General features: G+C 72.7%; 21 protein-coding genes, 1 tRNA gene and 1 riboswitch. Of the genes, 15 read left to right on the top strand and 7 right to left on the bottom strand.

Features of this window, described 5'->3' with window-relative positions; translation table 11 throughout:
- Window positions 1–62: 62 nt before the first annotated feature.
- The gene (locus tag ACFRMQ_RS06430; RefSeq protein WP_380727563.1) at window positions 63–1,820 is read right to left on the bottom strand and encodes an ABC transporter substrate-binding protein; all 1,758 of its coding nucleotides are present in this window, start codon (window positions 1,818–1,820) and stop codon (window positions 63–65) included.
- A 109-nt stretch (window positions 1,821–1,929) separates the two neighbouring features.
- Window positions 1,930–2,943 carry an ABC transporter permease gene (locus ACFRMQ_RS06425; protein WP_380727561.1) on the bottom strand — a complete coding sequence of 338 codons (1,014 nt, stop codon included), beginning with the start codon at window positions 2,941–2,943 and terminating at the stop codon, window positions 1,930–1,932.
- Window positions 2,944–3,247: 304 nt separating this feature from the next.
- A riboswitch (ZMP/ZTP riboswitch) is annotated at window positions 3,248–3,344 on the top strand.
- Between the two features lie 20 nt (window positions 3,345–3,364).
- On the opposite strand from ACFRMQ_RS06425, the gene ACFRMQ_RS06420 reads away from it, so the two are divergent.
- Window positions 3,365–4,825 (top strand): glycine hydroxymethyltransferase, encoded by a 1,461-nt coding sequence (locus ACFRMQ_RS06420; protein WP_380727559.1) that lies wholly within the window; start codon window positions 3,365–3,367, stop codon window positions 4,823–4,825.
- A 123-nt stretch (window positions 4,826–4,948) separates the two neighbouring features.
- Here the strand turns inward: ACFRMQ_RS06420 and ACFRMQ_RS06415 are convergent, their stop codons facing one another.
- From ACFRMQ_RS06415 to ACFRMQ_RS06400, 4 genes are all read right to left on the bottom strand, one after another.
- Complete coding sequence (locus ACFRMQ_RS06415) at window positions 4,949–6,376, bottom strand: aldehyde dehydrogenase family protein (protein ID WP_380727557.1); 1,428 nt, start codon at window positions 6,374–6,376, stop codon at window positions 4,949–4,951.
- A 113-nt stretch (window positions 6,377–6,489) separates the two neighbouring features.
- On the bottom strand, window positions 6,490–7,038 hold the full coding sequence (locus ACFRMQ_RS06410; RefSeq protein ID WP_380727555.1) for a DUF6624 domain-containing protein: 549 nt from the start codon (window positions 7,036–7,038) through the stop codon (window positions 6,490–6,492).
- Between the two features lie 243 nt (window positions 7,039–7,281).
- Window positions 7,282–8,931 carry an APC family permease gene (locus ACFRMQ_RS06405; protein ID WP_380727553.1) on the bottom strand — a complete coding sequence of 550 codons (1,650 nt, stop codon included), beginning with the start codon at window positions 8,929–8,931 and terminating at the stop codon, window positions 7,282–7,284.
- Between the two features lie 328 nt (window positions 8,932–9,259).
- A tRNA-Leu gene (locus tag ACFRMQ_RS06400) sits at window positions 9,260–9,344 on the bottom strand.
- A 433-nt stretch (window positions 9,345–9,777) separates the two neighbouring features.
- Here ACFRMQ_RS06400 and ACFRMQ_RS06395 point away from each other — a divergent pair.
- Window positions 9,778–10,296, top strand: a complete 519-nt coding sequence (locus ACFRMQ_RS06395; RefSeq protein WP_380727551.1) for an ATP-binding protein — start codon at window positions 9,778–9,780, stop codon at window positions 10,294–10,296.
- Between the two features lie 108 nt (window positions 10,297–10,404).
- Here the strand turns inward: ACFRMQ_RS06395 and idi are convergent, their stop codons facing one another.
- On the bottom strand, window positions 10,405–11,058 hold the full coding sequence (gene idi / locus ACFRMQ_RS06390) for an isopentenyl-diphosphate Delta-isomerase (RefSeq protein WP_380727549.1): 654 nt from the start codon (window positions 11,056–11,058) through the stop codon (window positions 10,405–10,407).
- A gap of 610 nt (window positions 11,059–11,668) precedes the next feature.
- On the opposite strand from idi, the gene ACFRMQ_RS06385 reads away from it, so the two are divergent.
- The 13 genes from ACFRMQ_RS06385 (at window position 11,669) to hpnH (ending at window position 25,832) form a co-directional block, all read left to right on the top strand.
- Entirely contained in the window at window positions 11,669–12,424 is a 756-nt protein-coding gene (locus ACFRMQ_RS06385; RefSeq protein WP_380727547.1) for a sugar phosphate nucleotidyltransferase, read from the top strand.
- Complete coding sequence (locus tag ACFRMQ_RS06380; protein ID WP_380727545.1) at window positions 12,412–13,473, top strand: iron-containing alcohol dehydrogenase family protein; 1,062 nt, start codon at window positions 12,412–12,414, stop codon at window positions 13,471–13,473. The genes ACFRMQ_RS06385 and ACFRMQ_RS06380 overlap by 13 nt, the downstream gene beginning before the upstream one ends.
- A gap of 91 nt (window positions 13,474–13,564) precedes the next feature.
- A complete protein-coding gene (locus ACFRMQ_RS06375) occupies window positions 13,565–14,302 on the top strand; it encodes a CDP-alcohol phosphatidyltransferase family protein (RefSeq protein WP_380727597.1) in 738 nt (245 codons plus the stop codon).
- Window positions 14,299–15,198 carry a glycosyltransferase family 2 protein gene (locus tag ACFRMQ_RS06370; protein ID WP_380727543.1) on the top strand — a complete coding sequence of 300 codons (900 nt, stop codon included), beginning with the start codon at window positions 14,299–14,301 and terminating at the stop codon, window positions 15,196–15,198. The genes ACFRMQ_RS06375 and ACFRMQ_RS06370 overlap by 4 nt, the downstream gene beginning before the upstream one ends.
- Window positions 15,199–15,342: 144 nt before the next feature.
- Complete coding sequence (locus tag ACFRMQ_RS06365) at window positions 15,343–16,284, top strand: ABC transporter permease (protein ID WP_380727541.1); 942 nt, start codon at window positions 15,343–15,345, stop codon at window positions 16,282–16,284.
- Entirely contained in the window at window positions 16,277–17,086 is an 810-nt protein-coding gene (locus ACFRMQ_RS06360) for an ABC transporter ATP-binding protein (RefSeq protein ID WP_380727539.1), read from the top strand. The genes ACFRMQ_RS06365 and ACFRMQ_RS06360 overlap by 8 nt, the downstream gene beginning before the upstream one ends.
- A 257-nt stretch (window positions 17,087–17,343) precedes the next feature.
- Complete coding sequence (gene hpnC / locus ACFRMQ_RS06355; protein WP_380727537.1) at window positions 17,344–18,306, top strand: squalene synthase HpnC; 963 nt, start codon at window positions 17,344–17,346, stop codon at window positions 18,304–18,306.
- A 41-nt stretch (window positions 18,307–18,347) separates the two neighbouring features.
- Entirely contained in the window at window positions 18,348–19,205 is an 858-nt protein-coding gene (gene hpnD / locus ACFRMQ_RS06350) for a presqualene diphosphate synthase HpnD (RefSeq protein WP_380727535.1), read from the top strand.
- Between the two features lie 127 nt (window positions 19,206–19,332).
- Window positions 19,333–20,766, top strand: a complete 1,434-nt coding sequence (gene hpnE, locus ACFRMQ_RS06345; RefSeq protein WP_380727533.1) for a hydroxysqualene dehydroxylase HpnE — start codon at window positions 19,333–19,335, stop codon at window positions 20,764–20,766.
- Window positions 20,767–20,945: 179 nt separating this feature from the next.
- Complete coding sequence (locus tag ACFRMQ_RS06340; protein ID WP_380727531.1) at window positions 20,946–22,034, top strand: polyprenyl synthetase family protein; 1,089 nt, start codon at window positions 20,946–20,948, stop codon at window positions 22,032–22,034.
- A 7-nt stretch (window positions 22,035–22,041) separates the two neighbouring features.
- Window positions 22,042–24,123 (top strand): squalene--hopene cyclase, encoded by a 2,082-nt coding sequence (gene shc, locus ACFRMQ_RS06335; protein WP_380727529.1) that lies wholly within the window; start codon window positions 22,042–22,044, stop codon window positions 24,121–24,123.
- Entirely contained in the window at window positions 24,120–24,800 is a 681-nt protein-coding gene (locus ACFRMQ_RS06330) for a 1-hydroxy-2-methyl-2-butenyl 4-diphosphate reductase (protein WP_380727527.1), read from the top strand. The genes shc and ACFRMQ_RS06330 overlap by 4 nt, the downstream gene beginning before the upstream one ends.
- Before the next feature lie 3 nt (window positions 24,801–24,803).
- Complete coding sequence (gene hpnH, locus ACFRMQ_RS06325; protein ID WP_380727525.1) at window positions 24,804–25,832, top strand: adenosyl-hopene transferase HpnH; 1,029 nt, start codon at window positions 24,804–24,806, stop codon at window positions 25,830–25,832.
- Window positions 25,833–25,879 lie beyond the last annotated feature (47 nt).

Below are 25,879 nucleotides of genomic sequence, written 5' to 3'. Positions count from 1 at the left end.
CCCGCCCGCCGGTGAGCGGCGGACGGCGGAGCGGGCCCCGGCGACTCAGGACTTCAGGCGACTCAGGACTTGAGGTACAGCCAGGCCAGCGAGACGGTCCCGTAGATCGGGTGGATGAAAGCCCCGCCGACGTTGCCGCCGCGCAGCTGGTTGATGGTCGGGTAGGCGTACGGCAGTACCGGCACGTCCTTCATCACCGTCTGCTCCAGCGCGTACAGTTCCTTGGCCTTGGCGCGCGGCTCGCCGATCTGGTTGATCCGGTCGATCTCCTTGTCGACGTCGGGGTTGCGGTAGCGCGCGGAGTTGATGTCGCTGCCGGCCCGGCCGTCGAAGGAGAACGGGATCAGGGTGGACGGGGTCGGCCAGTCGACGGAGCTGGTCTCCTCGAACAGGTCGTACTGGGCGTCGGCGCGGTGCACCTCGTCCAGGTAGGCCTTGGGGTCGATCGGCTTGGGGACGACGGTGATCCCGGCCTTGCCGAAGCCCTCCACCAGCACCTGCGCGACGCGCTGCCCGGTGGGGGTGTTCTCGTACCCGTAGGTCAGGCTGGCGGGCGCCTGCTTGGCCTTGGCGAGTTCGGCCTTGGCGGCCTCCGGGTCGCCCTCGGGCTTGGCCGGGTACAGGTCGTACTTCTGCCAGTCGATCAGCGCGGGCGAGCTGAGCGTGGTGGCCAGCTCGCCGGTCCGGGAGCCGCCCTGGACCTGTCGGGCCTGCTGGCGCGGGTACGCCAGGTGCAGCGCCTTGCGGACCTCGACGTCCGGCACCCGCTCGTTGTTGATCATCAGCTGGGTGACGAAGGCGCCCCGGCGGCCGGAGGCCACCAGTTCCCTGGCCTTGGGGTCGGTCTCGGTGGTCGGGTACAGCTCGGCGGAGAGCGGGTCGGAGGCCGTGGTGGCGTTGGCTCCGCCGTCCCGTCCGGAGAGGATCTCCTGGTTGAGGTTGAGCGCCTCCTTGCCGTACGTGAAGACGAACTTGTCCGGGTACTGGCTGCGGATCGGGTCCGTCTCGGCCTTCCAGGCCGGGTTGCGCTCCAGCACCATGCGGGTGTTCTGGACGTGCTCGGCGATCCGGTACGGTCCGGTCGCGAACGGCAGCCGGTCGTACTCCGTGCCGGTGTCCTTGTCGCGGCGCACCGGCGAGGAGGAGGACTGCGCGGCCATGTACGGGACGTCGGCCTGCGGCTGCGGGAAGTGGAAGACGACGGTGCGCTCGTCCGGCGTCTCGATCGCGTCCAGGTCGCCGGCCTGCGGGCCCGCGTACTTGGCGCGCGCGGCCTCGTAGTCGGCCTCGCCGGTGAGCCACTGCGGCCAGTACGGCGGGCCGACCTCGTAGCCCTTGCCGAAGGTGCGCTCGATGCCGTACTTGATGTCCCGGGAGGTGATCGGCTGCCCGTCCTCCCAGGCGACGCCCTGCTTGAGCCGGTACGTCCAGGTGCGCCCGCCGTCGGCCGGGGTGCCGGTGTCGGTGGCCAGGTCGCCGACCAGCTTGGCCTTGCCGTCCACGACCTGGTACTGGGTCAGCTGGCGGCCCCAGAGCAGCGAGGCGTTGTACGCGGCGCCCGCGTAGACCTTCTGCGGGTCGAGGTGGCGGAACTCGACGCTGTTGTACACGTTCACCGTGCCGCCCGCCCGGGCGCCCGGGACGGCCGGGGCCGGGCCGGCGCTCTCCTGCTCGGTGCCGAGCACGGCCGTCAGCGGGGAGGTCTCCTTGGCGGCGGCGCCGGCGCCCCCGGAGCCGGCGGTGGAGCCCGCACCGGCCGAGCAGGAGGTCGCCAGCAGGGCGGTGGCGATGACGGCGAGGGACGGTCTGGTCCAGCGCATGGCGAATCTCTCCTTGTCCCGGCGGACCGTTACGGCGGATCGCGCCGGGACGGGTTCGGGGTGATGGATGTCGGGGTGACGGATGGGGATGGGAGGCGGGGATGAGGATTCAGCGGGCGGTGCCGGCGCGCGGGTCCAGCGCGTCCCGGACTGCGTCGCCGAGCAGGTTGAAGGCGACGACGAACAGCAGCAGAGCCACCCCGGGGAACACCATGTAGGTGGGGTCGGCCTGGAAGACCTCGGAACCGCGCGAGATCATCCGCCCCCAGTCGGGGACGGGCTCGGTGATGCCGACGCCGAGGAAGGACAGCGCGGCCTCGGAGGCGACGAAGGTCGGCACCGCCATGGTGGCGTGCACCAGCAGCTGCGAGCGCACGTTCGGCAGGAGTTCGTGGACGACGACATGGAACCGGCTCGCGCCCTGGGCCCGCGCGGACTGCACGAAATCCCTTTCCCGGAGCGAGCGGACAGTGGCCCGCAGGGAAAGCGCCAGCGGAATCCAGCCGAACGCGGAGAAAACCAGGATCAGCACCAGGAACTGCATCCATTCCGGTTCCGCGGTGCCCGGATCGACCAGCCGGGACTGGATCACCGGGCTGAGCGCGAGCAGCAGGAGCAGGGTCGGAAAGGCCAGCAGTACATTGGCGAGGAATCCGAACAGCCGGTCCGTGATCCCGCCGAGGTAGCCGACCGCGACGCCGGCCAGCACGCCCAGGGTGGTGGTCACCGCGGCGGCCGCGAACGCGATCAGCAGCGAGGTGCGGATGCCGTACAGCAGTTGGGTGAACACGTCCCGGCCGAGGCCGGGCTCCAGGCCGAACCAGAAGTCGCCGGAGATCCCGCCGTTCGGCAGCATCGGCAGGCCGTTGTCGCTGAGCAGGCCCGGGATGTTCTGACCGTAGTGGTCGACCGGGTTCTTCCCGTACAGGGCGGCGACCAGCGGGGCGCCGAGGGCGAGCAGCAGGAACAGCAGCACCACGGTCAGGGCGGTGGCGCCGACCCGGTCGCGCAGGACGCGGCGGAGCGGGTTCGGCGCGGCGGGCGGGGGCCCGGCGGCGGGAGGGGGCCCGGACGTGGGAGAGGGGCCGGTCGCGGGGACTGGGGCGGTGTCGGCCACTGCCATGAGGCGTAACTCCCGAATTCTTCGCCGCCCCATGGGTGAGGGTGCGCTGGTGTGCATTTCCGGTGCGTCCTCCGGGGGTTTCCCGGCGGCCGTTCGAGTGCCATTGGATCGGATGCTTCCGAGGTTCCGCAAATCATCCTCGCCGGGCCTTCCGGGAATTCCCGTCGAACTGTTTCGGGAAATGTGGCGGCTTCATTTCGCCGAAACACCGGCGTTGCAAAAGAACGGACATAAGTGCACATGTCGGACAGGGTGTCCCGCATTCTGAGACCTCCGCCACAGTCCCTCCGGTATTGGTACGATCCGGATGGGCCGCGACTGGCGCGCAGGGATGGAATCAACCATCGGGAAGCGGCCCCGTGAAACCTCACGCGAAGTTGCCGAGCGCCTGGGCCCCCGTCATCCCCACCAGGAGACCGCCTTGGCCCAGCAGCAGCCCCACACCGCCGCCTCCGTCGCGGCCGACACCGCCTTCCGCAGCGCCCTCGACGTGGTCGCCGGCGTCGAACCGCGGATCGCCGACGCCATCGGCCGGGAACTGGCCGACCAGCGCGCCTCGCTCAAGCTGATCGCCAGCGAGAACTACGCGTCCCCGGCCGTCCTGCTCACCATGGGCAACTGGCTCAGCGACAAGTACGCCGAGGGCACCGTCGGGCGCCGCTTCTACGCGGGCTGCCGCAACGTCGACACCGTCGAGGGCATCGCCGCCGAGCACGCCCGCGAACTGTTCGGCGCCGACCACGCCTACGTCCAGCCGCACTCCGGCATCGACGCCAACCTCACCGCGTTCTGGGCCGTCCTCTCCCAGCGGGTCGAGAGCCCGGCCCTGGAGCGAGCCGCCGTGCGCAACGTCAACGACCTCACCGAGCAGGACTGGGCGCGGCTGCGCCAGGAACTCGGCAACCAGCGCATGCTCGGCATGTCCCTGGACACCGGCGGCCACCTCACCCACGGCTTCCGGCCCAACATCTCGGGCAAGATGTTCGACCAGCGCAGCTACGGAACCGACCCGGCCACCGGCCTGATCGACTACGACGCGCTGCGCGAGACCGCCCGGGAGTTCCGCCCGCTGATCATCGTGGCCGGCTACTCCGCCTACCCGCGGCTGGTGGACTTCCGCAGGATGCGCGAGATCGCGGACGAGGTCGGCGCGACCCTCATGGTCGACATGGCGCACTTCGCCGGCCTGGTGGCGGGCAAGGTGCTGACGGGTGACCACGATCCGGTCCCGCACGCCCACATCGTCACCACCACCACCCACAAGTCCCTGCGCGGCCCGCGCGGCGGCATGGTGCTGTGCCAGTCCGAGCTGGCCGAGCACGTCGACCGAGGCTGCCCGCTGGTGCTCGGCGGCCCGCTCTCGCACGTCATGGCCGCCAAGGCGGTCGCCCTCGCGGAGGCCCGCCGCCCCGAGTTCCAGGCCTACGCCCACGCCGTCGTCGCCAACGCCCAGGCGCTCGCCGAGGGCCTGCTGCGCCGCGGCGGCAAGCTGGTGACCGGCGGCACCGACAACCACCTGGTCCTCGCCGACGTCTCCGGCTACGGCCTGACCGGCCGCCAGGCCGAGGCGGCCCTGCTCGACTCGGGCATCGTCACCAACCGCAACTCCGTCCCGCGGGACCCGAACGGTGCCTGGTACACCTCGGGCGTCCGCCTCGGCACCCCGGCCCTCACCACCCGCGGCCTCGGCGCCGCCGAGATGGACGAGATCGCCGACCTGATCCACACCGTCCTGAGCGCCACCACCCCCACCACCAGCGCCGCCGGCACCCCGTCCAAGGCCTCCTACGCCCTGGACGCCTCCCTCCGCGACGCCACCGCCAAACGCGCCGCCGACCTGCTCGCCCCGTACCCGCTCTACCCGGGCGTCGACCTGGCCTGACGGAGGAAGGCGGAGAACGGCGGCGGACGGCTGACAGCTGACAGCTGACAGATTTCGAAATCTGTCAGCTGTCATCTGTCACCTGTTCGCTGCCGTTCGTCCGTCCGCCGCCGTCAGCCCCGCCTAGTACTGCAGCGACTTGGGCTGGAGGAACTCCTCCAGCCCGTGCCGGCCCAGCTCCCGGCCGAGGCCCGAGCTCTTGTAGCCGCCGAAGGGCGCGAGGGGGTTGAAGCGGCCGCCGTTGAGATCGACCTGGCCGGTGTCGAGGCGGCGGGCGAAGGCGGCGGCGGTCTCGGTGTCGCGGGCCCAGACGCCACCGGCCAGGCCGTACGCCGTGCCGTTGGCGAGTTCGGCGGCGTGGTCCTCGTCCCGGTAGCGGAGGATCGCCAGGACGGGGCCGAAGACCTCCTCCTGGGCGACCGTCATCTCCGGGGTCACGTCGGCGAGCACCGTCGGACGGACGTAGTAGCCGGTGGACAGCCCGTCGACCGGCTCCGAGCCGCCGACGACCAGCCGGGCGCCCTCGGCCAGCGCGCCGTCGATGTAGCCGCGCACCCGGGCCAGCTGCCCGGCGTTGACCAGCGGGCCGATCCGGGTCCGCGGGTCGGTCGGGTCGCCCGGGAGGTACTGGGCGGCGGCCTGCTCGGCCCGGGCGACCGCCTCCTCGTACTGGTCCTCGTGCACCAGCAGCCGGGTCAGCGCGCTGCAGGTCTGGCCCGAGTTGGCGAAGACGTTGGCGACGTTCACCTTGACCGCGCGGGCCAGGTCGGCGCCGGGCAGCACCACGTTGGCCGACTTGCCGCCCAGCTCCAGGGAGACCCGCTTCAGCCCCCGGCCGGCCGTCTCGGCGACCTGCCGGCCGACGGCGGTCGAACCGGTGAACGAGACCACGTCCACCTCCCGGTGCCCGACGAGCGCCGCGCCCGCCACCGCGCCGGTGCCGGTCACCAGGTTGAAGGCGCCGGCCGGGAACCCCGCCTCGTGCACCAGCCGGGCGAACAGCCGGGCCACCAGCGGGGTGTCCTCGGCGGGCTTGAGGACGACCGGGCAGCCGGCCGCCAGCGCCGGGACGACCTTGGAGACGATCTGGTGCAGCGGGTAGTTCCACGGCGTGATCGCCGCGACCACCCCGGCGGGCTCGGCGTGCACCACCGAGTTGCCGATCCGCTCCTCGAAGGGGTGGTCGGCGAGCAGCGTCAGGTAGGAGCTCGCGACGGCGAGCGGCAGCCCGGCGTGCACGGCCCCGGTGAAGCCGACCGGCGAGCCCAGCTCGGCGACGACGGTCTCGGTGATCTCGTTCTGCGCGGCGGCGATCCCGTCCCGCAGCCGGGTCAGCGGCGCCAGCCGCTCCTCGCGGGTGGTCGCGCCCCAGCCGCGGGCCGACCGGCGGGCAGCCGTCACCGCCGCGTCGACATCGGCCGTGCCGCCGGCCGGCACCGTGGCGAGCGCCTGCTCGGTCGCCGGGTTCAGCACGGTGATGGAGCCGGTGTCCCCGGAGGGCCGCCACTCGCCGCCGATGTACTGGTCGCTGTAGTCCGCGTACTGCCGCACCGATCGTCCTCTCGTCCACTCAGCCGCCCTGGCCGGCGGTGCCGGCCGGAGGCCAGTCAATGCGGCACGGGTGGCCGCGCGCAAGAGTCAAGCCGGACCGGCGGACCTGGCGGTTACTTCGGGGCGAACCGCGCGGTGTACTCGTCGAACGGCTCGATGCCGACCTCCGCGCGCCGCTCGTCCAGCCGCTCCGGCTCCTGGCACGGCCATGGCACCGGGCGGCCGTCCACCACCGCGCCGATCTGCGTCCCGTAACGCTGTTCCCGGCCCTCGTTGACCGCCGGCCGGTCCTGGAGGAAGGCCAGGTCGCGGGCGCTCGCCTCGCCCCGGGCGACGGCCCCGGCCATCAGTTCCGCCGCCCGCCGCTGTACGTCGAGCCGGCGGTCCGAATGCTGCGCCACCAGCCAGGCGGCCTTGGCGGCCTCGGGTCCGACGGCGCGCTCGGTCGGCCAGCCGTGCTCCGCCATGATCTCCGCGAGCCGGTCCCCGTGCCGGGCGGTCAGCCGCCGCCAGGCCGCCTGCTCGGCGAGGTCCGGGCTGTGCGCCTGCCGCGTGGCCGCACCGTCCGCGGCCATCATCCCGACCAGTTCCCGAGCCAGTTCCCGAGCCAGTTCCCGAGTCGGCTCCTCGGTGGGTGCGTCCTGCGGCCGTTCCCGCGTCATGCCGATCCGCTCCTCGCGTCCGGGCCCTCCCGCCGAGGACCGCTCGCCACCACGCTAGGCCGCGAGTCCGCGACGAAGATCATCCCCGAAGAGGGTGACCCGGGACGGCCGCCCACGGCAGAATGGACCCACACCGGGAACGCGGCACACCACCCGCCCGTCCCCACGGACGCCGAAGGGCCGGTCGGAGGATTCCGACCGGCCCTTCACCATGGGCCCGGCGATCATGGGCCCGTCCCCGCCTCAGACCCGCGAGGCCTCCGCGGCACCGGCACCGGCCGCCACGTCCTCGGCGCCCGCCATCTCCTTGCGGACCGCGTCCAGCGAGGGGTTGGCCCAGGCGCTGGCGACGCCCCAGCGGTAGAACGCGAGCCCGATCACGGCGACGATCAGCAGGTCCCAGCCCTCCGGCAGGTACCCGTGCCCGCCGAAGTCGCCGCTGCCCGCCCAGGAGACGCCGGCCATCACGAACAGGTACGCGACCATCCAGGCGCCTGCCTTCAGGTGCGGCTTCAGCTCGGCGAACGGCTTGCGCAGCTCGTACCAGGCCCAGATCGGCAGACCGGCGGCCATCAGCAGGATCACCTTGCCGGTGAGCGGCCAGCGGGCCCAGTAGAGGACGAGCGAGCCGAAGACCATCGCGATCGGGGCGATCACCGGCATGGCGCGCAGCCGGACCGGCCGCGGCAGTTCGGGGGCCAGGCGGCGCAGCGCCATCACGGCGACCGGGCCGGTGATGTACGAGATCACGGTGGCGACCGAGACGATCTCGGCCAGCGAGCCCCAGCCGCGGAAGACCGCCAGGAACAGGAAGGCGACCACGAGGTTGAGCACCAGCGCCGGGCGCGGGATGCCGGTCTTGGCGTCGACCCGGCCGAAGACCTTCGGCAGGTGGCCGTTCTCCTGCACGCCGTGGATCATGCGCGAGGTGGTGGCGGCGTAGATCATGCCGGTGCCGGACGGCGAGATGAAGGCGTCCGCGTACAGGGTGATCGCCAGCCAGTTCAGGCCCCAGGCGATGGCCAGGTCGGCCAGCGGCGAGGTGTACGAGAGGTTGCTCCAGCCGTTCGCCAGGTCGCCGCCGGGGATGGCGCCGAGGAAGGCGATCTGGAGCGCGACGTAGATCACCAGGGCGATCAGGATCGAGCCGATGACGGCCTTCGGCAGCGACTTGCCGGGGTTGCGGGCCTCACCGGCCAGGTTGAGGGGGGACTGGAAGCCGTTGAAGGCCCAGACGATGCCGGAGACCGCGACGGCGGTGAACACCGAGCTCCAGCCGTTCGGCGCGAATCCGCCGTGGTCGGTGAAGTGCGCCGAGTCGAAGTGCGCGAAGAACAGCGCGCCGGCGGTCAGCGTCGGCACGACGACCTTGAAGACGGTGATCGCGGTGTTGGTCTTGGCGAACAGCGTGATCGCGAACCAGTTCAGCGCGAAGTAGACGAGCAGCAGCACGCTGGCGAGCGCCACGCCGCTGAGGGTCAGCTCCTTGCCGTCGTACAGCCCCTGTGCCCAGCCGAAGTGCCAGGAGCTCATGTACTGCACGGAGGCGGTGGCCTCGCCGGGGATGACCGAGACGATGGCGATCCAGTTGGCCCAGGCGGCCAGGTAGCCGGCCAGCGACCCGTGCGAGTACTGGCCGTACCGGACCATGCCGCCGGCCTTGGGGAACATCGAGCCCAGCTCGCTGTAGGTGAGCGCGATGGTCAGCGCCACCGCGGCACCGATCACCCAGGCGAGGATCGAGGCGGGTCCGGCGAGCTTGGCGGCCCGCTCGGCACCGAACAACCAGCCGGATCCGATGATCGACCCCAGCCCGACCGCGGTCAGGCTGATGGTGCCGAGCGATCGACGGTAGTTCTGGTGTGATGCCGTCGACGATTCGGGCTCACTCAACGTATCGGTCCTCTCGCTCGTGGTTCATCGGGTGGTGTCGGTGCTTTTACGATTTTGGGTCGTTATTTCGGACAAACGGAGAGCAGCCTATGGTCCGAAAACGGGCGTAAACCTCAGAGGGGGCTCAAATCATCCGATTGTTGCCATCTCGTGTCCGGCTTCCGGGCCGGTGGGGCCGGCGAGGAGACCGGCGCCACACCGGCCGGCGGGGGCGCCGGTCAGGGGGTGGCGGCCGGTGACGGCGATCGGGCCCGGCCCGGAAAAAGGGGCGGCCCGCAAAAAGGAAATTCCCCGTGGGTTCCTTTCGGCTCCCACGGGGAATTCTCTGTGTCCGAGGGGGGACTTGAACCCCCACGCCCGATAAAGGGCACTAGCACCTCAAGCTAGCGCGTCTGCCATTCCGCCACCCGGACCGGGTGTGTGCTTCGGGGTTTTTCTCGCCCCCTCGGCGACAGAGAGAACATTACCAGGGTTCTGGAGTGCTTCTCACCTGCGCTTCCTCGGGGTCACGCGACGGGTGGCTCCGATCCGGGTCCCGAGGGTCCCGAGGGCCTGCGGCGCCCCGAGCATCCCGAGCGCCCCGGGGCCCGGGGCCCCCGGTGTTCCGTCCGCACAGGTTGGTACGGCTGGCGAGCGCGCTCGAATCCCCTCCGAACCGGTGGCGTCCGCGAAGGAACCGGTCGACTCCCGGGCCGCCCACGGTCGGTACCGGCCGGAAGCGGTCGGACACGGGCAACTTGTCGACGGTGGCACGGCCGTCCCGGCGGCTCTCCTAGCCTCTGTGGACCGAGGGCGCCATGCAGCGGATCGCCTGATTCCCGGGTCGCGGACGAAGGGCGGCTGGACGTGGAGCAGATCAGCGGAACGGCGAAGGCCGAGCCGAGACCCGGGGGGCGCGGGAAGGGGCCGGGCGACGCCCCGGCCGGCTCGGGCCCGGCCGAGGGGGTGTGGCGCTTCCCGGTGCCCGCCATCGAGGCCTCGGTGCCGCGCACCCGGCACGCGGTGCGCGACCGGCTGCTGGCCGAGGGCCTGACCGGGGTGCGCTACCAGGAGCTGGTGGACGACCTGCTGCTGATCGTCTCCGAGCTGGTGAGCAACGCGGTGACGCACGCCGCCGAGCTGTCGCCCGAGGTGGTCACCGAGCTGTCGGTGGGCCCGGCCTGGGTGCGGGTGTCCGTCGAGGACGGCGACCCGTACCGGCCGAAGGCGCTGGAGAACGACACCGGGCGCACCGGCGGGCGCGGTCTGCTGCTGGTGAAGAGCGTCACGCTGCAGGCGGGCGGGGTGTGTGACGTCGAACGCAGGGGGGAGGGCGGCAAGGTCATCTGGGCCTCGCTGCCCGTCCCGCCCGGGCCGGCCCACTGACCGGCCCGCGCCGGAGCGGCCGGACCGACGGCCCGGTCGCGCCGGACGAGAGCCCGACCGACCGGGCCCGGAGCCCGGCCACCCCGACCGGACGCCGGCCGGCCCCGACTACCAGTCCCGCCCGGCGATCTCCCGGATGCCCGGCAGCGCGGCCTCGAAGACCGTCTCGAACCAGACCGAGAACGGCCGCTCCGCCCGCAGCTCCCGCAGTTCCTGCGCGGTCACGAAGGCGAAGTCGTCCACCTCCTCGGGGTCCGGCTCGACCGGCGCGGTGACCAGTCCCACGAACAGGTGGTTCCACTCCCGCTCGATCAGCCCGGAGGCCTCGTCCGGCAGGTCGTAGCGGACGGTGCCCGCCTCGCACAGCAGCGCCGGTGCGAGGCCCAGCTCCTCGGCGGTGCGCCGGGCGGCGGCGACGAACGGCGGCTCGTCCGGGTACGGGTGGCCGCAGCAGGTGTTCGACCAGACGCCGGGGGAGTGGTACTTGCCGAGCGCCCGGCGCTGGAGCAGCAGCCGGCCCTGGCGGTCGAACAGGAAGACCGAGAAGGCCCGGTGCAGCCGGCCCGGTTGCTGGTGGGCCCAGAGCTTCTCGCCGGTGCCGATCGTGACGCCCTCGTCGTCGACCAGTTCCAGCAGGATCTCGGCCCCGGAGGGTGCGGATCCCGTGGCCCGGGGGTCGACCGTCACATCGGTCTCCACGTCGAGACCGGTGTCGATCTCGGCGGCGAAGTGCGTCGGGTCGGTCGGCAGACTCTGGGGCATGAGACCTCTTTCGGGAGCGGGAGCAACGGAGCATCGGGCGTCTCCGGCGCACCGGGCGGAGTGCGGCGGACACAGCGGGAGCACCTGCGCCGGCGTCGGACCCAGTCTGCCGTATGGGGGGCACTCGGCAGGGGTCCCACGCACAACCGGGCGGATCACGGCCCAGGGGCGTCGGAAACCGGGCAGAGATGGGTCCGGGAAGTCCTTGAAAGGGTCACGAACTCGCAGAACCGTTCGGCGAACGTTCGGATCCCGTTCGACCGGCCCGGTGCCTCCGGCGGGTGGGCCGCCGTTTGGCACCCGCCCGCGGCCCCGGGCCTCCCGCCCGTCGCCCAGCCGCCCTCCGGCCATCACCGGCTCTCCGCCCGCCGCCCCCAGGGGCCCCGCCCCCGCCCCGCACCGGCCCCGCACCGGCCCCGCCCCCGCCCCGGGCCCGTGGGCGCGTTCGGGCCGGTCACGTCGGTCGCCTACCATCACTTACGACACGGTGCCCGGATCTGTGCCGGCACCGGCGCGCCGCCGCCCGGCCGGTCGAACACCGGCCCGGGTGACCCGGTGGCGCCGCCCCGGCACGGCCCGCGCGCACAGCACGACGGATCAGGAGACCCGCATGATCGGCCTCGTTCTGGCAGCCGGCGCCGGCCGCCGGCTGCGCCCGTACACCGACACCCTGCCCAAGGCACTGGTGCCGGTCGACGGGGAACGGACCGTCCTGGACCTCACCCTGGGCAACTTCGCCGAGGTCGGACTGCGCGAGGCCGCGATCGTCGTCGGCTACCGCAAGGAGGCGGTGTACGACCGCAAGGACGCCCTGGAGAGCAAGTACGGCGTCAAGCTCCACCTGGTCGAGAACGACAAGGCCGAGGAGTGGAACAACGCCTACTCGCTGTGGTGCGCCCGCGACCTGTTCGCCGAGGGCCTGCTGCTCGCCAACGGCGACACCGTCCACCCGGCCTCGGTGCAGCGCACCATGCTGGAGGGCAACCAGCGCCTGGTGGACGGCGGCGCCGCCCCCGGCATCCTGCTCGCCCTCGACACGGTGAAGAAGCTCGCCGACGAGGAGATGAAGGTCGTCGTCGACCCGGCCGCCGGCATGCGTCGCATCACCAAGCTGATGGACCCCTCCGAGGCCAGCGGCGAGTACATCGGCGTGACCGTGATCAACCCGTCCGCCGCCGCCGACCTGACCGACGCGCTGCGCGCCACCTACGAGCGCGACCCCCAGCTGTACTACGAGGACGGCTACCAGGAGATGGTGAACCGCGGGCTGCGGATCGACGTGCAGCCGATCGGCGAGGTCTCCTGGGTCGAGGTCGACAACCACGACGACCTGGCGAAGGCGCGGGAGATCGCGTGCCGGTACTGACCCGACTGGTCCCGTCGCCGCTGTTCGTCGAGATCCGCCCGGGCGCCCTGGAGACGCTCGGCGGCATCCTCGCGGACCAGCGGCTGTCGGCCTCGGGCCGGATCGCGGTGGCGATCAGCAACGGCTCCGGCGCGGCCATGCGCCGCCGCCTGGAGCCGGCCCTGCCCGGAGCCGACTGGTACAACGTGGACGACGGCAGCCTGGACAGCGCGGTGCGGCTGGCCGAGTCGATGCGCGGCGGGCACTACGACGCGATGGTGGGACTCGGCGGTGGCAAGATCATCGACGCCGCCAAGTACGCCGCGGCCCGGGTCGGCCTGCCGCTGGTCGCGGTGGCCACCAACCTGGCCCACGACGGCATCTGCTCGCCGGTCTCCACCCTGGACAACGACGCCGGCCGCGGCTCCTACGGGGTGCCCAGCCCGATCGGCATCGTGGTCGACCTGGACGTGATCCGGCAGGCCCCGCCGCGCTTCGTGGCGGCCGGCGTGGGCGACGTCGTCTCCAACATCTCCGCGTGCGCGGACTGGGAGCTGTCGCACGCGGTGACCGGCGAGCCGGTGGACGGCCTGGCCGTGGCGATGGCCCGCTCGGCGGGCGAGAACCTGCTGCGGCACCCGGGGAGCACCCGGGACCAGGACCTCCTGACGGCGCTCGCGGAGGCCCTGGTACTGTCCGGCATCGCGATGAACATCGCGGGCAGCACCCGGCCCTCGTCGGGCGCCTGCCACGAGATCTCGCATGCCCTGGACGTGCTGTATCCCAAGCGGTCCGCCCAGCACGGCGAACAGGTCGGCCTCGGCGCCGCCTTCGCCAGCTTCCTGCGGGGCGAGCGTGAGCTGACCGGTCAGATCGTGGAGCGCCTGGCGAGCCACGGACTGCCGGTGACCGCCGCTCAGATCGGCTTCACCGAGGCGGAGTTCACCGAAGCGGTGCACTACGCTCCGAACACCCGACCGGGGCGCTTCACCATCCTCGAACACCTCGACCTCTCCCCTTCCGCAATCAGGGACGCGTACGCCGACTATGTCCAAGCCGTCAACAGCTGACCCCTCCACCGCGGGCGCCGGGCGTCCTCCGGTGGACCTGACCCGCCGGCCCTCGATCGAGGAACTGCGGGCGGTGATCCACCCGGAGGGCATGCTCCAGCGCCGCAGCGCCGAGCACTGGGCCGGGCGCCTGTACATGCGGAAGATCTCGCTGCGGATCACCCGCGTGCTCTCCACCGTGACGGCGATCACGCCCAACGGCCTGACGTACCTGATGATGTTCACCGGCGTCCTGGCCGGTGCCGCGCTGGTCGTGCCGGGCATCGCGGGCGCCGTCCTGGGCGCCCTGCTGATCCAGGTCTACCTGCTGCTGGACTGCGTGGACGGCGAGGTGGCCCGCTGGCGCCGGCAGACCTCGCTCACCGGCGTCTACCTGGACCGGGTCGGCCACTACATGTCCGAGGCGGCCCTGCTGACCGGCCTCGGCCTGCGCGCCACCGACCTGCCGCACCGCGAGGGCGGCGGCTCGCACTGGGAGTGGGCCTTCCTCGGCACCCTGGCCGCGCTCGGCGCGATCCTGATCAAGTCCGAGACCGACCTGGTGGACGTGGCCCGGGCCCGCAGCGGTCTGACCGCCGTCGAGGACAGCGCCTCGGTGCCGCGCTCGGCCACCGTCGCCAAGGCCCGCCGGGCGGCCTCCCTGCTGAAGTTCCACCGCCTGGTCGGCGCGGTCGAGGCCTCGTTGTTCATCCTGGCCGCGGGGATCGCCGACACCGTGCACGGCGGGCTCCTGTTCACCCGGCTCGCGGTGGTCGTCCTGGCGGCGATCGCGATGCTCCAGACCGTGCTGCACCTGCTGAGCATCGTCCTGTCGAGCAGGCTGCGATGAGTACGGCGAGGAACGCGGACGACTTCCGCCTCGGCGCCGTGATCATCACGATGGGCAACCGGCCCGCCGAGCTCAACACCCTGATCGAGGCCGTCCGCGCCCAGGAGGGCCCCGCGGTCGAGCTGGCCGTGGTCGGCCAGGGCGCGCCGCTGCCCCCGCTGCCGGCGGGCGTGCGCAGCGTCGAGCTGCCGGAGAACCTCGGCATCCCGGGCGGCCGCAACGTCGGCATCGAGCTGTTCGGCCCGGACGGCGCGGAGGTCGACGCCGTCCTCTTCCTGGACGACGACGGGAACCTGCCGCGCACCGACTCGGCCCGTCTGCTGCGGGAGGCCTTCACCGCCGACCCGGAGCTGGGCATCGTCTCCTTCCGGATCGCCGACCCGCGGACCGGGGCCACCCAGCGCCGGCACGTCCCCCGGCTGCGCGCCAGCGACCCGCTGCGCTCGTCCCGGGTGACCACCTTCCTGGGCGGCGCGAGCGCGGTGCGCTGCAAGGTGTTCGAGCAGGCCGGCCAGCTGCCCGGCGAGTTCTTCTACGCCCACGAGGAGACCGACCTCGCGTGGCGCGCGCTGGACGCCGGCTGGGCCATCGACTACCGGGCGGACGTGGTGCTGCACCACCCCACGACCTCGCCCGCCCGCCACGCGACGTACTTCCACAACGTGGCCCGCAACAGGGTCTGGCTCGCGAGGCGGAACCTTCCGGCCCTGTTGGTGCCTCTCTACCTGGGAACCTGGTTCCTGCTGACCCTGGCCCGCCGCCCCTCCCCGGAGGCGCTGAAGGCCTGGTGGGGCGGATTCCGGGCGGGCTGGCGCGAACCCTGCGGTCCGCGGCGGCCCATGCGGTGGCGTACCGTCTGGCGACTGACCAGGCTGGGCCGACCACCGGTCATCTGATCGCATTTGATCGAATGATCGATCGCTTCGGCCGGTGCCCACACACCGGCCGGCTCCCCCGAGATCCCAGTGGATCCCCATCGGCGCACGACCGGCGGACCCCGCCGACCGGCCGCCCCGACCGATCCCGCGTGAAGGACGAATGTGTCGACAGTGAGTGAACCCGTCAGCCTCTCGGCCCCCAGGGGGGCGGACGCGGGCCTGACCCCCAAGCAGCTTGCGGACAAGTACGGTCTGGCGGTGAGCGGCGCCCGTCCCGGCCTGTTCGCCTACTCCAAGCAGCTCTGGGCCCGGCGCCACTTCATCTGGGCCTTCGCCACCGCCCGCCTGGTGGCCCAGTACACCAACGCCAAGCTCGGCCAGCTGTGGCAGGTGGTGACCCCGCTGCTCAACTGCGCGGTGTTCTACCTGGTCTTCGGCGTGATCCTGTCGAGCAAGCAGGGCTTCCCGGACAACACCTACATCGCCTGGCTCTGCATCGGCGTCTTCGTCTTCCAGTTCACCCAGAACGCGGTGCAGGCCGGCACCCGGGCGATCTCCGACAACCTCGGACTGATCCGGGCGCTGCACTTCCCCCGGGCCAGCCTCCCGATCGCCTTCACCGTGATCCAGCTCCAGCAGCTGCTGATCTCCATGGTGGTCCTGGTCGTCACCGTGCTCGCCGCCGGCATCACCCCGGGCCGGACCTGGCTGCTGATCGTCCCGGCGCTGCTGCTGCAGACGCTCTTCAACACCGGCGTCTCGCTGGTCCTGGCCCGGATCGGCGCCCGGACCAGCGACATCTCCCAGCTGATCCCGTTCGTGATGCGCGCCTGGATGTTCCTGTCCGGTGTGATGTTCAGCATCCAGGACAAGATCACGCACTGGCCGCCCCTCGTCCGGACGCTGATGGAGCTCAACCCGGCGTCGGTCTACATGGACCTGCTCCGGCACGCCTTCGCGCCGGTCATCTACAACCCGCACCAGCCGGTGCACCAGACCCTGCCGCCGCACCAGTGGCTGGCCGGCATCGCCTGGGGCATCGGCATGTTCGTCGTCGGATACGTCTTCTTCTGGAAGGCCGAGGAGGAGTACGGCCGTGGCTGACATCGACCTGAGCGCGAGCGACACCGTCCGGGACGCGGACGTGGCCCGCGAGCCCACCGTCGTCGTCGACGACGTGCACATCGTCTACAAGGTGCACGGCGCCGGCTCCGGCAAGGGCAGCGCCACCTCGGCGCTGAGCCGCATCATCAGCCGCAAGCGCGCCGCCGGCGTGCGCGAGGTCCACGCGGTCAAGGGCATCAGCTTCACCGCGTACAAGGGTGAGGCGGTCGGCCTGATCGGCTCCAACGGCTCCGGCAAGTCGACCATGCTGGCGGCCATCGCGGGCCTGCTGCCCACCGAGAAGGGCGGCATCTACACCAACGGCCAGCCCTCCCTGCTGGGCGTCAACGCCGCCCTGATGAACGAGCTCACCGGCGAGCGCAACGTCATCCTCGGCTGCCTGGCGATGGGCATGACCCCGGCCCAGGTGCGGGCGCGCTACCAGGAGATCGTCGACTTCTCCGGCATCAACGACAAGGGCGACTTCATCTCCCTGCCGATGCGCACCTACTCCTCCGGCATGGGCGCCCGGCTGCGATTCTCGATCGCGGCCGCCAAGACCCACGACGTGCTGCTGATCGACGAGGCCCTCGCCACCGGCGACCAGGCCTTCCAGCAGCGCAGCAAGCGGCGGATCGACGAGCTGCGCAAGTCCGCCGGTACGGTCTTCCTGGTCAGCCACGACAACAACTCGATCCGCGAGGTCTGCGAGCGGACGATCTGGATCGAGGCCGGCGAGCTGGTCATGGACGGTCCCACCGACGAGGTCGTCCGCCGCTACGAGCGCGGCGAGCGTCCGTAGGCGTCCCGTCCCACCAGGGCCGGTCCCGGATCCTCCGGGACCGGCCCCGCGCGTTGCCGCGGCCCCGTCGCTCAAGGCCTGGTAGGGCCCTCTTCTCACCCGGCGCCCGGGCGTGAAAGCCTGGTGTCCGCGGGGGCGGTGGGCCGTGCGTGACGCCCGCGCTCGGACGCGTGTCCGAGTCCGGCCGGTCCTGCCAAGCGGTGTAGAACGGGGGAGTGACAGCAGTGTCGGCTTCGGCCCAGCCCAGAGATACGCCGGTGAACGGTTCCGCAGGACAGACCCTGGAGAAGGCGGGCGCGGAGAACTTCCCCGTCGCCCCGTTCTTCCTGCCCGCGGCCTGGCGCGGCGACCTGATGGCGGTGTACGGCTTCGCCCGCCTGGTCGACGACGCCGGCGACGGCGACCTGGCCGACCCGGCCGCCACCGCCCGCCTGCTCGGGCTCGGCCGGACGCCCCCGGTCACCCCTTCGGCCCAGTCCGGCCCTCCGACCGCCGAGGAGACCGCCTTCCGGCTCGCCCTGCTCGACGGGCTGGAGCGGGACCTCGACCGGGTCTTCGAGACCGCGCTGCGCACCGCCGGCGGCTCCGCGGCCGGGACCGACCGCCCCCGCCACCCGCTGATGAGCGCGCTCGTCCCGCTGGTCGACCGCCACGGCCTGACCCCCGAGCCGTTCCGCCGTCTGATCGAGGCCAACCGGGTGGACCAGACCACCGCCCGCTACGCGACCTACGACGACCTGATCGGCTACTGCACCCTCTCCGCCGACCCGGTCGGCCGCCTGGTGCTGTCCATCGCCGGAGTCTCCACCCCCGAGCGGATCGCGCTCTCCGACGCCGTCTGCAGCGCCCTCCAGGTGGTCGAACACCTCCAGGACGTGGCCGAGGACCTGGCCTGCGGCCGGATCTACCTGCCCACCGAGGACCTCGAACGCTTCGGCGTCACCGAGGACGACCTCGCCGCACCGTCCGCGAACGGCGCGGTGCGCGAGCTGATCGCCTTCGAGGTCGAGCGTGCCCGCACCCTGCTGGACCGCGGCGCACCATTGGTGGGTACGGTTCGGGGGAGGCTTCGACTGCTCCTGGCGGGATTCACCGCAGGCGGCTACGCGGCCCTGGCGGCCGTCGAGGACGCCGGGTACGACGTGCTCGCACGGCAGGCGAAGCCGGACAAGCGCCGCCTCGCAGCGAAGGCGGCGTCCATCTTCGCGAAGGGAAGGTGAACGCCCGAGTGGCGGCATCACCACTGGCGTCGGCCCAGGTCATGGCAGCGTACCGGTACTGCGAGGCAGTCACCGGGCTGCAGGCACGCAACTTCAGCTACGGCATCCGGTTGCTGCCCGAGCCCAAGCGGCTGGCCATGTCGGCCCTGTACGCGCTGGCCCGCCGGGTGGACGATATCGGCGACGGCGACCTTCCGGACGACCGCAAGGCCGAGGCGCTGCTGCGCACCCGGGAACTGGTGGACGAGGTCCGCTCCGGGACGGTCGCCGAGGACGACACCGATCCGATCAAGGTCGCCCTGGCCGACGCGGCCCGGCGCTTCCCGATCCCGCTCGGCGGCTTCGACGAGCTGATCGACGGCGTCGAGATGGACCTCAAGGGCGCCGAGTACCAGACCTACGAGGAGCTGAAGGTCTACTGCCGGTGCGTCGCCGGCGCGATCGGCCGGCTCTCACTGGGCGTCTACGGCTGCGACGACCCCGAGCGCGGGGCGCGGTACGCGGACACCCTCGGCCTGGCGCTGCAGCTCACCAACATCCTGCGCGACCTGCGCGAGGACGCCCTGAACGGCCGTACCTACCTGCCCGGCGAGGATCTGGTCCGGTTCGGCTGCGAGCAGGGCTTCGCGCTGCCCAAGCCGCCGCTCGGCGCGGACTTCACCGGACTGGTGGCCTTCGAGGCCGCCCGTGCCCAGGCGGCCTTCGAGGAGGGCCTGCGGCTGCTGCCGATGCTCGACCGCCGCAGCCGCGCCTGCACCGCCGCGATGGCCGGGATCTACCACCGGCTGCTGGGCCGGATCGCCGCCGATCCGGAGTCGGTGCTGCGCGGCCGGGTCTCGCTGCCGGGCTGGGAGAAGGCGTACGTCGCGCTTTCCGGGCTCGCCGGGGGGCGTTCTTGATTCTCGCGACAGTTCTGTCACGCTGTGTCAGCGTCGAATCACGCGCGGGCGGTCCCGTGCCGACCGGGCGGGGGCCGGCCACCGCGACCGCCCGTGAGTGGTCCACCGAGTGCGAGGGGGATGGCCGATGACCGGGCGAGCCGGTGCCGCGCGCCCGGCCGCGGTCGTGGTCGGCGGCGGACTGGCCGGCATCACCGCCGCGCTGCGCCTCGCCGAGGCGGGCCACCGGGTCACCCTCGCGGAGGGCCGGCCCCGGCTCGGCGGCCTGGCCTTCTCCTTCCGGCGCGGCGAGCTGACCGTCGACAACGGCCAGCACGTCTACCTGCGCTGCTGCACCGCCTACCGCGGCCTGCTGGACCGCCTCGGAGCCACCCGGCTGTCCCACCTCCAGGACCGCCTCGACATCCCGGTGCTCTCCGTCACCGGCCCCGAGGCCGCGCCGACCCGCACCCTCGGACGGCTGCGCCGGGCCGGCCTGCCCGTGCCCCTGCACCTGGCCGGCAGCCTGGCCCGCTACCCGCACCTGAGCCCGGCCGACCGCGCCCGGGTGGTGCGCGGCGCCCTGGCCCTGCGGGCCCTGGACCTCGCCGACCCGGCGCTGGACCGGATCTCCTTCGGCGACTGGCTGCGCCGCAACGGGCAGAACGCCGCCACCCGGGCGGCGCTGTGGGACCTGGTCGGCGTCGCGACCCTGAACGCCCGGGCCGACCAGGTGTCGCTGGCGCTCGCCGGGATGGTCCTCAAGACCGGCCTGCTCTCCGACCCGGGCGCCTCGGACATCGGCGTCGCCGCCGTCCCGCTCGGCGCGATCCACCACGACCGGGCGCTCGCCGAGCTGGAGCGGGCCGGCGTCAGGGTGCTGCTGCGGGCCAAGGCCGCCGAGCTGAAGCCGGCCGAGCCGCAGCACGCCGTCCGGCTGGAGGGCGGGGAACTGCTCACCGCCGACACCGTCGTGCTGGCCGGCGCCCAGGACAGCGCGGCCGCGCTGCTGCCCCCGAACGCGATCCCCGGGCAGGAGCGGCTGGCCGGCTTCGGCACCGCGCCGATCCTCAACGTGCACGTGATCTACGACCGCGAGGTGCTGCGCCGGCCGTTCTTCGCCGCGCTCGGCTCCCCGGTCCAGTGGGTCTTCGACCGCACCGCGCACTCCGGCCTGGCCGCCACCGCGCTGGGCCGGGCCCACCCGGGCGCCCAGTACCTGGCGCTGTCGCAGTCCGCCGCGCAGGACGAGATCGACCTGCCGGTCGCCGAGCTGCGCGACCGCTACCTGCCCGAGCTGGGCCGGCTGCTGCCGGCCGCGGCCCGGGCCGAGGTGCTGGACTTCTTCGTCACCCGGGAGCGCGCCGCGACCTTCGACCCGGCTCCGGGCAACGGGGCACTGCGTCCCTCGGCCCGCACCGACGTCCCCGGCCTGCTGCTGGCCGGTTCGTGGACGGCCACCGGCTGGCCCGCGACCATGGAGGGGGCCGTGCGCAGCGGCCACGCGGCGGCCGACGCCGTGCTCGCCGCGGCCGGCGCCCGGGCGCCGGTGGACCGCGGCGACGGGAGGTGGCCCAGGTGACGGCGGGCCCCGCCGTCGGAGAGCCCGCCAGAGCCGACGGGCGTACCGTCGCAACCACCGGGAGCGGCCCGACCGGTCGCACCGGCACCATTGGCACAGGCACACGATCCGGCACCAGCCGCACCGACAGCACCCGGCCGCCCCGCGCGGTCCGGCACCACGAGGGAGAGGGAACGCACGTGGAGTCACGCACCGGCTTCGCCGTCGGAGGCACGGCGCACGCCGAACCGGTCTCGGTGCCGGAGCTGCTCGCCCGTAGCCGGACGCTCTGCACCCCGCCGCTACGGGCCACCGTCGCCCGTCTGGCCGCACCCATGGACACCGTCGCCGCCTACCACTTCGGCTGGATCGACCGGGACGGCACCCCGGTGACGGGTGACGGCGGCAAGGCCGTGCGCCCGGCGCTGGCGCTGCTGTCGGCCCGGGCGGCCGGGGCGGCGGAGGACGTGGGAGTGCCCGGCGGGGTCGCGGTCGAACTGGTGCACAACTTCTCCCTCCTCCATGATGATCTGATGGACGGTGACGAGACCCGGCGGCACCGGGCCACCGCCTGGACGGTCTTCGGGCCGGCCCAGGCGATCCTGGTCGGCGACGCCCTGGCGACGCTCGGCACGGAGGTGCTGCTCGACACCGCGGTGACCGGCGGCACCAGCGCCACCGACGCCGCGCGGGCCGTGCGACTTCTCACCACGGCGACCCGCCGGCTGATCGACGGCCAGGCCATGGACGTCGCCTTCGAGCAGCGCGACAGCGTCACGGTCGCCGAGTGCCTGGAGATGGAGGGCGGCAAGACGGCGGCGCTGCTGGCCGCCGCCTCGGCGATCGGTGCCGTCCTGGCCGGCGCCGACGACAAGGTCTCCGACGCGCTCCAGCGCTACGGTCACCACCTGGGCCTGGCCTTCCAGGCGGTGGACGACCTGCTCGGCATCTGGGGCGCCACCGAGGTCACCGGCAAGCCGCACTGGGGGGACCTGCGCCAGCGCAAGAAGTCCCTGCCGGTGGCCGCCGCACTGGCCGAGGGCGGAGCCGCCTCCCGCCGGCTCGCCGAGGAACTGGCCGACCCGAAGGGACGCGGCGAGGAGAGCGAGCCCGAGCTCGCCGCCCGGGCCGCGCTGATCGAGGAGGCCGGCGGCCGGGCCTGGACCCAGGAGGAGGCCCGCCGCCAGCACACGACTGCCCTCGCCGCCCTGGACGAGGTGCCCATGAGCGACGAAGTGCGCGAACACTTCGTCGCACTCGCCGAATTCGTGGTGGTACGAGAGAGGTGACGTTACGTTGACAGCAACCGCGGACGGCCGGCTCGACCCTGAGTACGATTCCGAGCCGGTCGCGGTGGGCGACCGCCCCCCGACCCTGCTGGGACCGGGTCGGCGGCAGCCCGAGGACACCGACCGGCTCCGGCGGGCCGGTGAGGCGGTCCCGAGGCCCGCCGACGCGCGGGAGGCCCTGGCCCGCGCCACCACCCACCTGCTCTCGCTGCAGTCCTCCGAGGGCTGGTGGAAGGGCGACCTGGAGACCAACGTCACCATGGACGCCGAGGACTTACTGCTCCGCCAGTTCCTGGGGATCCGCACCGAGGAGCAGACCCGCGCCACCGCCGAGTGGATCCGCTCGCAGCAGCGCGAGGACGGCACCTGGTCCACCTTCCACGGCGGGCCGCCGGAGCTGTCCACCACCGTGGAGGCGTACGTCGCCCTCAAACTGGCCGGCGACGACCCGGGCGCCCCGCACATGCTGGCCGCCGCGCGCTACGTCCGCTCCGCCGGGGGCATCGCGGCCGCCCGGGTGTTCACCAGGATCTGGCTCGCGCTGTTCGGCTGGTGGCCCTGGGAACGACTGCCCGAGATGCCGCCCGAGATCATCTTCCTGCCCAAGTGGCTGCCGCTGAACATCTACGCGTTCGGCTGCTGGGCCCGCCAGACCATCGTCCCGCTGACCGTCGTCTCGGCGCACCGCCCGGTCCGTCCGGCCCCCTTCGCGCTCACCGAGCTGCACACCGACCCGGACGACCCGTACCCGCACCGTCCGCTCGCCCGCGCCGCCTCCTGGGACGGCCTCTTCGAACGCCTCGACAAGGTGCTGCACGCCTACCACCGCCGGGCCGTGGGCCCGCTGCGCCGGCTGGCCCTGTCGCAGGCCTGCCGCTGGATCGTCGAACGGCAGGAGGCCGACGGCTGCTGGGGCGGCATCCAGCCCCCCGCCGTCTACTCGCTGATCGCCCTGCACCTGGAGGGCTACGAGCTGGACCACCCGGTGATGAAGGCCGGGCTCGCCTCCTTCGACCGCTTCACCGTGCACACCGAGGACGGCATGCGCTGGCTGGAGGCCTGCCAGTCCCCGGTCTGGGACACCTGCCTGGCCACCATCGCGCTGGCCGACGCCGGGGTGCCGGCCGACCACCCGGCGCTGGTCTCCGCGGTCGACTGGATGCTCGGCGAGGAGATCCGCAAGGGCGGCGACTGGTCCGTCCAGCGGCCGGGGCTCGCCCCCGGCGGCTGGGCCTTCGAGTTCGAGAACGACACCTACCCCGACATCGACGACACCGCCGAGGTGGTGCTCGCGCTGCGCAGGGTGGCCCACCCCGAGCCGGCCAAGGTCGACGAGGCGGTGGACCGGGGCGTGCGGTGGAACCTCGGCATGCAGTCCAAGAACGGCGCCTGGGGCGCCTTCGACGTCGACAACACCAGCACGCTGCCCAACAAGCTGCCGTTCTGCGACTTCGGCGAGGTGGTCGACCCGCCGTCCGCCGACGTCACCGCCCACGTGGTGGAGATGCTCGCCGAGACCGGACGCTCCCGCGACCCCCGGACCCGGCGCGGCGTCGAATGGCTGCTGCGCGACCAGGAGGCCGACGGCTCCTGGTTCGGCCGCTGGGGCACCAACTACATCTACGGCACCGGCTCGGTGCTGCCCGCCCTGGTGGCGGCCGGCGTCCCGGACGAGCACCCGGCGATCCGCCGGGCGGTGCGCTGGCTGGAGGACCGGCAGAACACCGACGGAGGCTGGGGCGAGGACATGCGCTCCTACGAGGACCCGGCGCGCTGGGCCGGGCGCGGCGACTCCACCGCCTCGCAGACCGCGTGGGCGCTGATGGCGCTGCTCGCGGCCGGCGAGGGGCCGCAGGGCCGGGCGAACCCGGCGGTAGAACGCGGGGTGGAGTGGCTGGTGCGCACCCAGCTGCCGGAGGGCACCTGGGACGAGCCGCAGTTCACCGGCACCGGCTTCCCGTGGGACTTCTCCATCAACTACCACCTGTACCGGCTGGTCTTCCCGGTCACCGCGCTCGGCCGCTACCTCCACGGCGCCCCCGGCACGAGCCGGACCGACGGGGCTCCGGCGATCGGGGCGGCTCGGTGACCACCCGCCCGCTCCTGGTGTTCTGCGCCCTGGGCCCCGAGGTCTGGGCGCTGCGCGGCGGCGACTGGCGCGGCACGGCCGGCGGGTCCCCGGTGCTGGTACGCACCGGGGTCGGCCGGCGGCGTGCCGGGCTCGCCGTGCGACGGCTGCTCGGCTCCGCCCCCGGCGGCTACGGCGCCGTGGTGGTGGCGGGCTTCGGCGCCGCGGTCGGTCCCGGCGTCCTGCCCGGCGACGTGGTCGTCGCCGACGGTGTGCGCGACTCGGAGGGCCAGCTGTACCCGCTCGACTCCGGGGCGGAGCTCACCGCGGCGCTGAAGGAGCGCGGCCTGACCGTGCACACCGGAGTGCACCACACCGCCGACCACGTGGTGCGCGGCATCGAACGGCGGGCGCTGCACCTCCAGGGCGCGCTCGCCGTCGACATGGAGGCCGCCGCCGTGCTGGCCGCGCTGCGCGAGGTGCGGCCCGTCCTGCCGGCGGCCGTCCTGCGGGTGGTGGTGGACACCCCCGAGCACGAGCTGCTGCGGTTCGGCACCCTCCCGGCCGGGGTGCGCGCCTGGCGGACCCTGCGGGCGACGGTACCCGCCCTGGTCGACTGGTACCGGCAGGAGCGCGCGCCCGGCTCCGCAGACCTGAACCACCCCACATCCTCGACGCTCCCCCAGGAGGCGAGCTAATCCATGGCCATGCCGTTGCGCCAGACCATGCGGGTCGGCACCTACCTCATGCAGCAGAAGCTGCTCAAGCGGCGGGACAAGTTCCCGCTGATCGTGGAGCTGGAGCCGCTGTTCGCCTGCAACCTCGCGTGCGAGGGCTGCGGCAAGATCCAGCACCCGGCGGGCGTCCTGAAGCAGCGGATGCCCGTCGCCCAGGCGGTCGGCGCGGTCCTGGAGTCCGGCGCCCCGATGGTCTCGATCGCCGGCGGCGAACCGCTGATGCACCCGCAGATCGACGAGATCGTCCGACAGCTGGTCGCCCGCCGCAAGTACGTGTTCCTCTGCACCAACGCGCTGCTGATGCGCAAGAAGATGGACAAGTTCAAGCCCTCGCCGTACTTCACCTTCGCGGTGCACATCGACGGGATGCGCGAGCGGCACGACGAGTCGGTGGCCAAGGAGGGCACCTTCGACGAGGCGGTGGCCGCGATCAAGGAGGCCAAGCGGCGCGGCTTCCGGGTCACCACCAACAGCACCTTCTTCAACACCGACACCCCGCAGACCGTCGTCGAGGTGCTGGACTTCCTCAACGACGAGCTCAAGGTCGACGAGATGATGATCTCGCCCGCCTACGCCTACGAGAAGGCCCCCGACCAGGAGCACTTCCTCGGCGTCGAGCAGACCCGGGAGCTCTTCCGCAAGGCCTTCTCCGGCGGCAACCGCAGCCGCTGGCGGCTCAACCACAGCCCGCTCTTCCTGGACTTCCTGGAGGGCAAGGCCGACTTCGAGTGCACCCCCTGGGGCATCCCCAACTACTCGCTGTTCGGCTGGCAGCGGCCCTGCTACCTGATGGCCGACGGATACGTGCCCACCTACCGCGAGCTGGTCGAGAAGACCGACTGGAGCAAGTACGGGCGCGGCAAGGACCCGCGCTGCGCCAACTGCATGGCCCACTGCGGCTACGAGCCGACCGCCGTCCTCGCGACGATGGGCTCGCTCCAGCAGTCGCTGCGCGCCATCACCGAGACCGTCAGCGGCAACCGGAGCCACTGAGCGGGGAGCCGACCCCCGCCGGCACCGGCCGGCACCCCGGCCCGGGC

It is taken from the genome of Kitasatospora sp. NPDC056783 (assembly GCF_042789895.1).
Taxonomy (GTDB): Bacteria; Actinomycetota; Actinomycetes; order Streptomycetales; family Streptomycetaceae; genus Kitasatospora.
This window is presented reverse-complemented; position numbering and strand designations above follow the sequence as displayed.

Coding starts and splice junctions, on each gene's coding strand:
- ACFRMQ_RS06430 (WP_380727563.1), bottom strand. CDS start 1,820: ATGCGCTGGACCAGACCGTCCCTCGCCGTCATCGCCACCGCCCTGCTG.
- ACFRMQ_RS06425 (WP_380727561.1), bottom strand. CDS start 2,943: ATGGCAGTGGCCGACACCGCCCCAGTCCCCGCGACCGGCCCCTCTCCC.
- ACFRMQ_RS06410 (WP_380727555.1), bottom strand. CDS start 7,038: ATGACGCGGGAACGGCCGCAGGACGCACCCACCGAGGAGCCGACTCGG.
- idi (WP_380727549.1), bottom strand. CDS start 11,058: ATGCCCCAGAGTCTGCCGACCGACCCGACGCACTTCGCCGCCGAGATC.
- ACFRMQ_RS06385 (WP_380727547.1), top strand. CDS start 11,669: ATGATCGGCCTCGTTCTGGCAGCCGGCGCCGGCCGCCGGCTGCGCCCG.
- ACFRMQ_RS06375 (WP_380727597.1), top strand. CDS start 13,565: ATGCTCCAGCGCCGCAGCGCCGAGCACTGGGCCGGGCGCCTGTACATG.
- ACFRMQ_RS06370 (WP_380727543.1), top strand. CDS start 14,299: ATGAGTACGGCGAGGAACGCGGACGACTTCCGCCTCGGCGCCGTGATC.
- hpnD (WP_380727535.1), top strand. CDS start 18,348: ATGGCAGCGTACCGGTACTGCGAGGCAGTCACCGGGCTGCAGGCACGC.
- hpnE (WP_380727533.1), top strand. CDS start 19,333: ATGACCGGGCGAGCCGGTGCCGCGCGCCCGGCCGCGGTCGTGGTCGGC.
- hpnH (WP_380727525.1), top strand. CDS start 24,804: ATGGCCATGCCGTTGCGCCAGACCATGCGGGTCGGCACCTACCTCATG.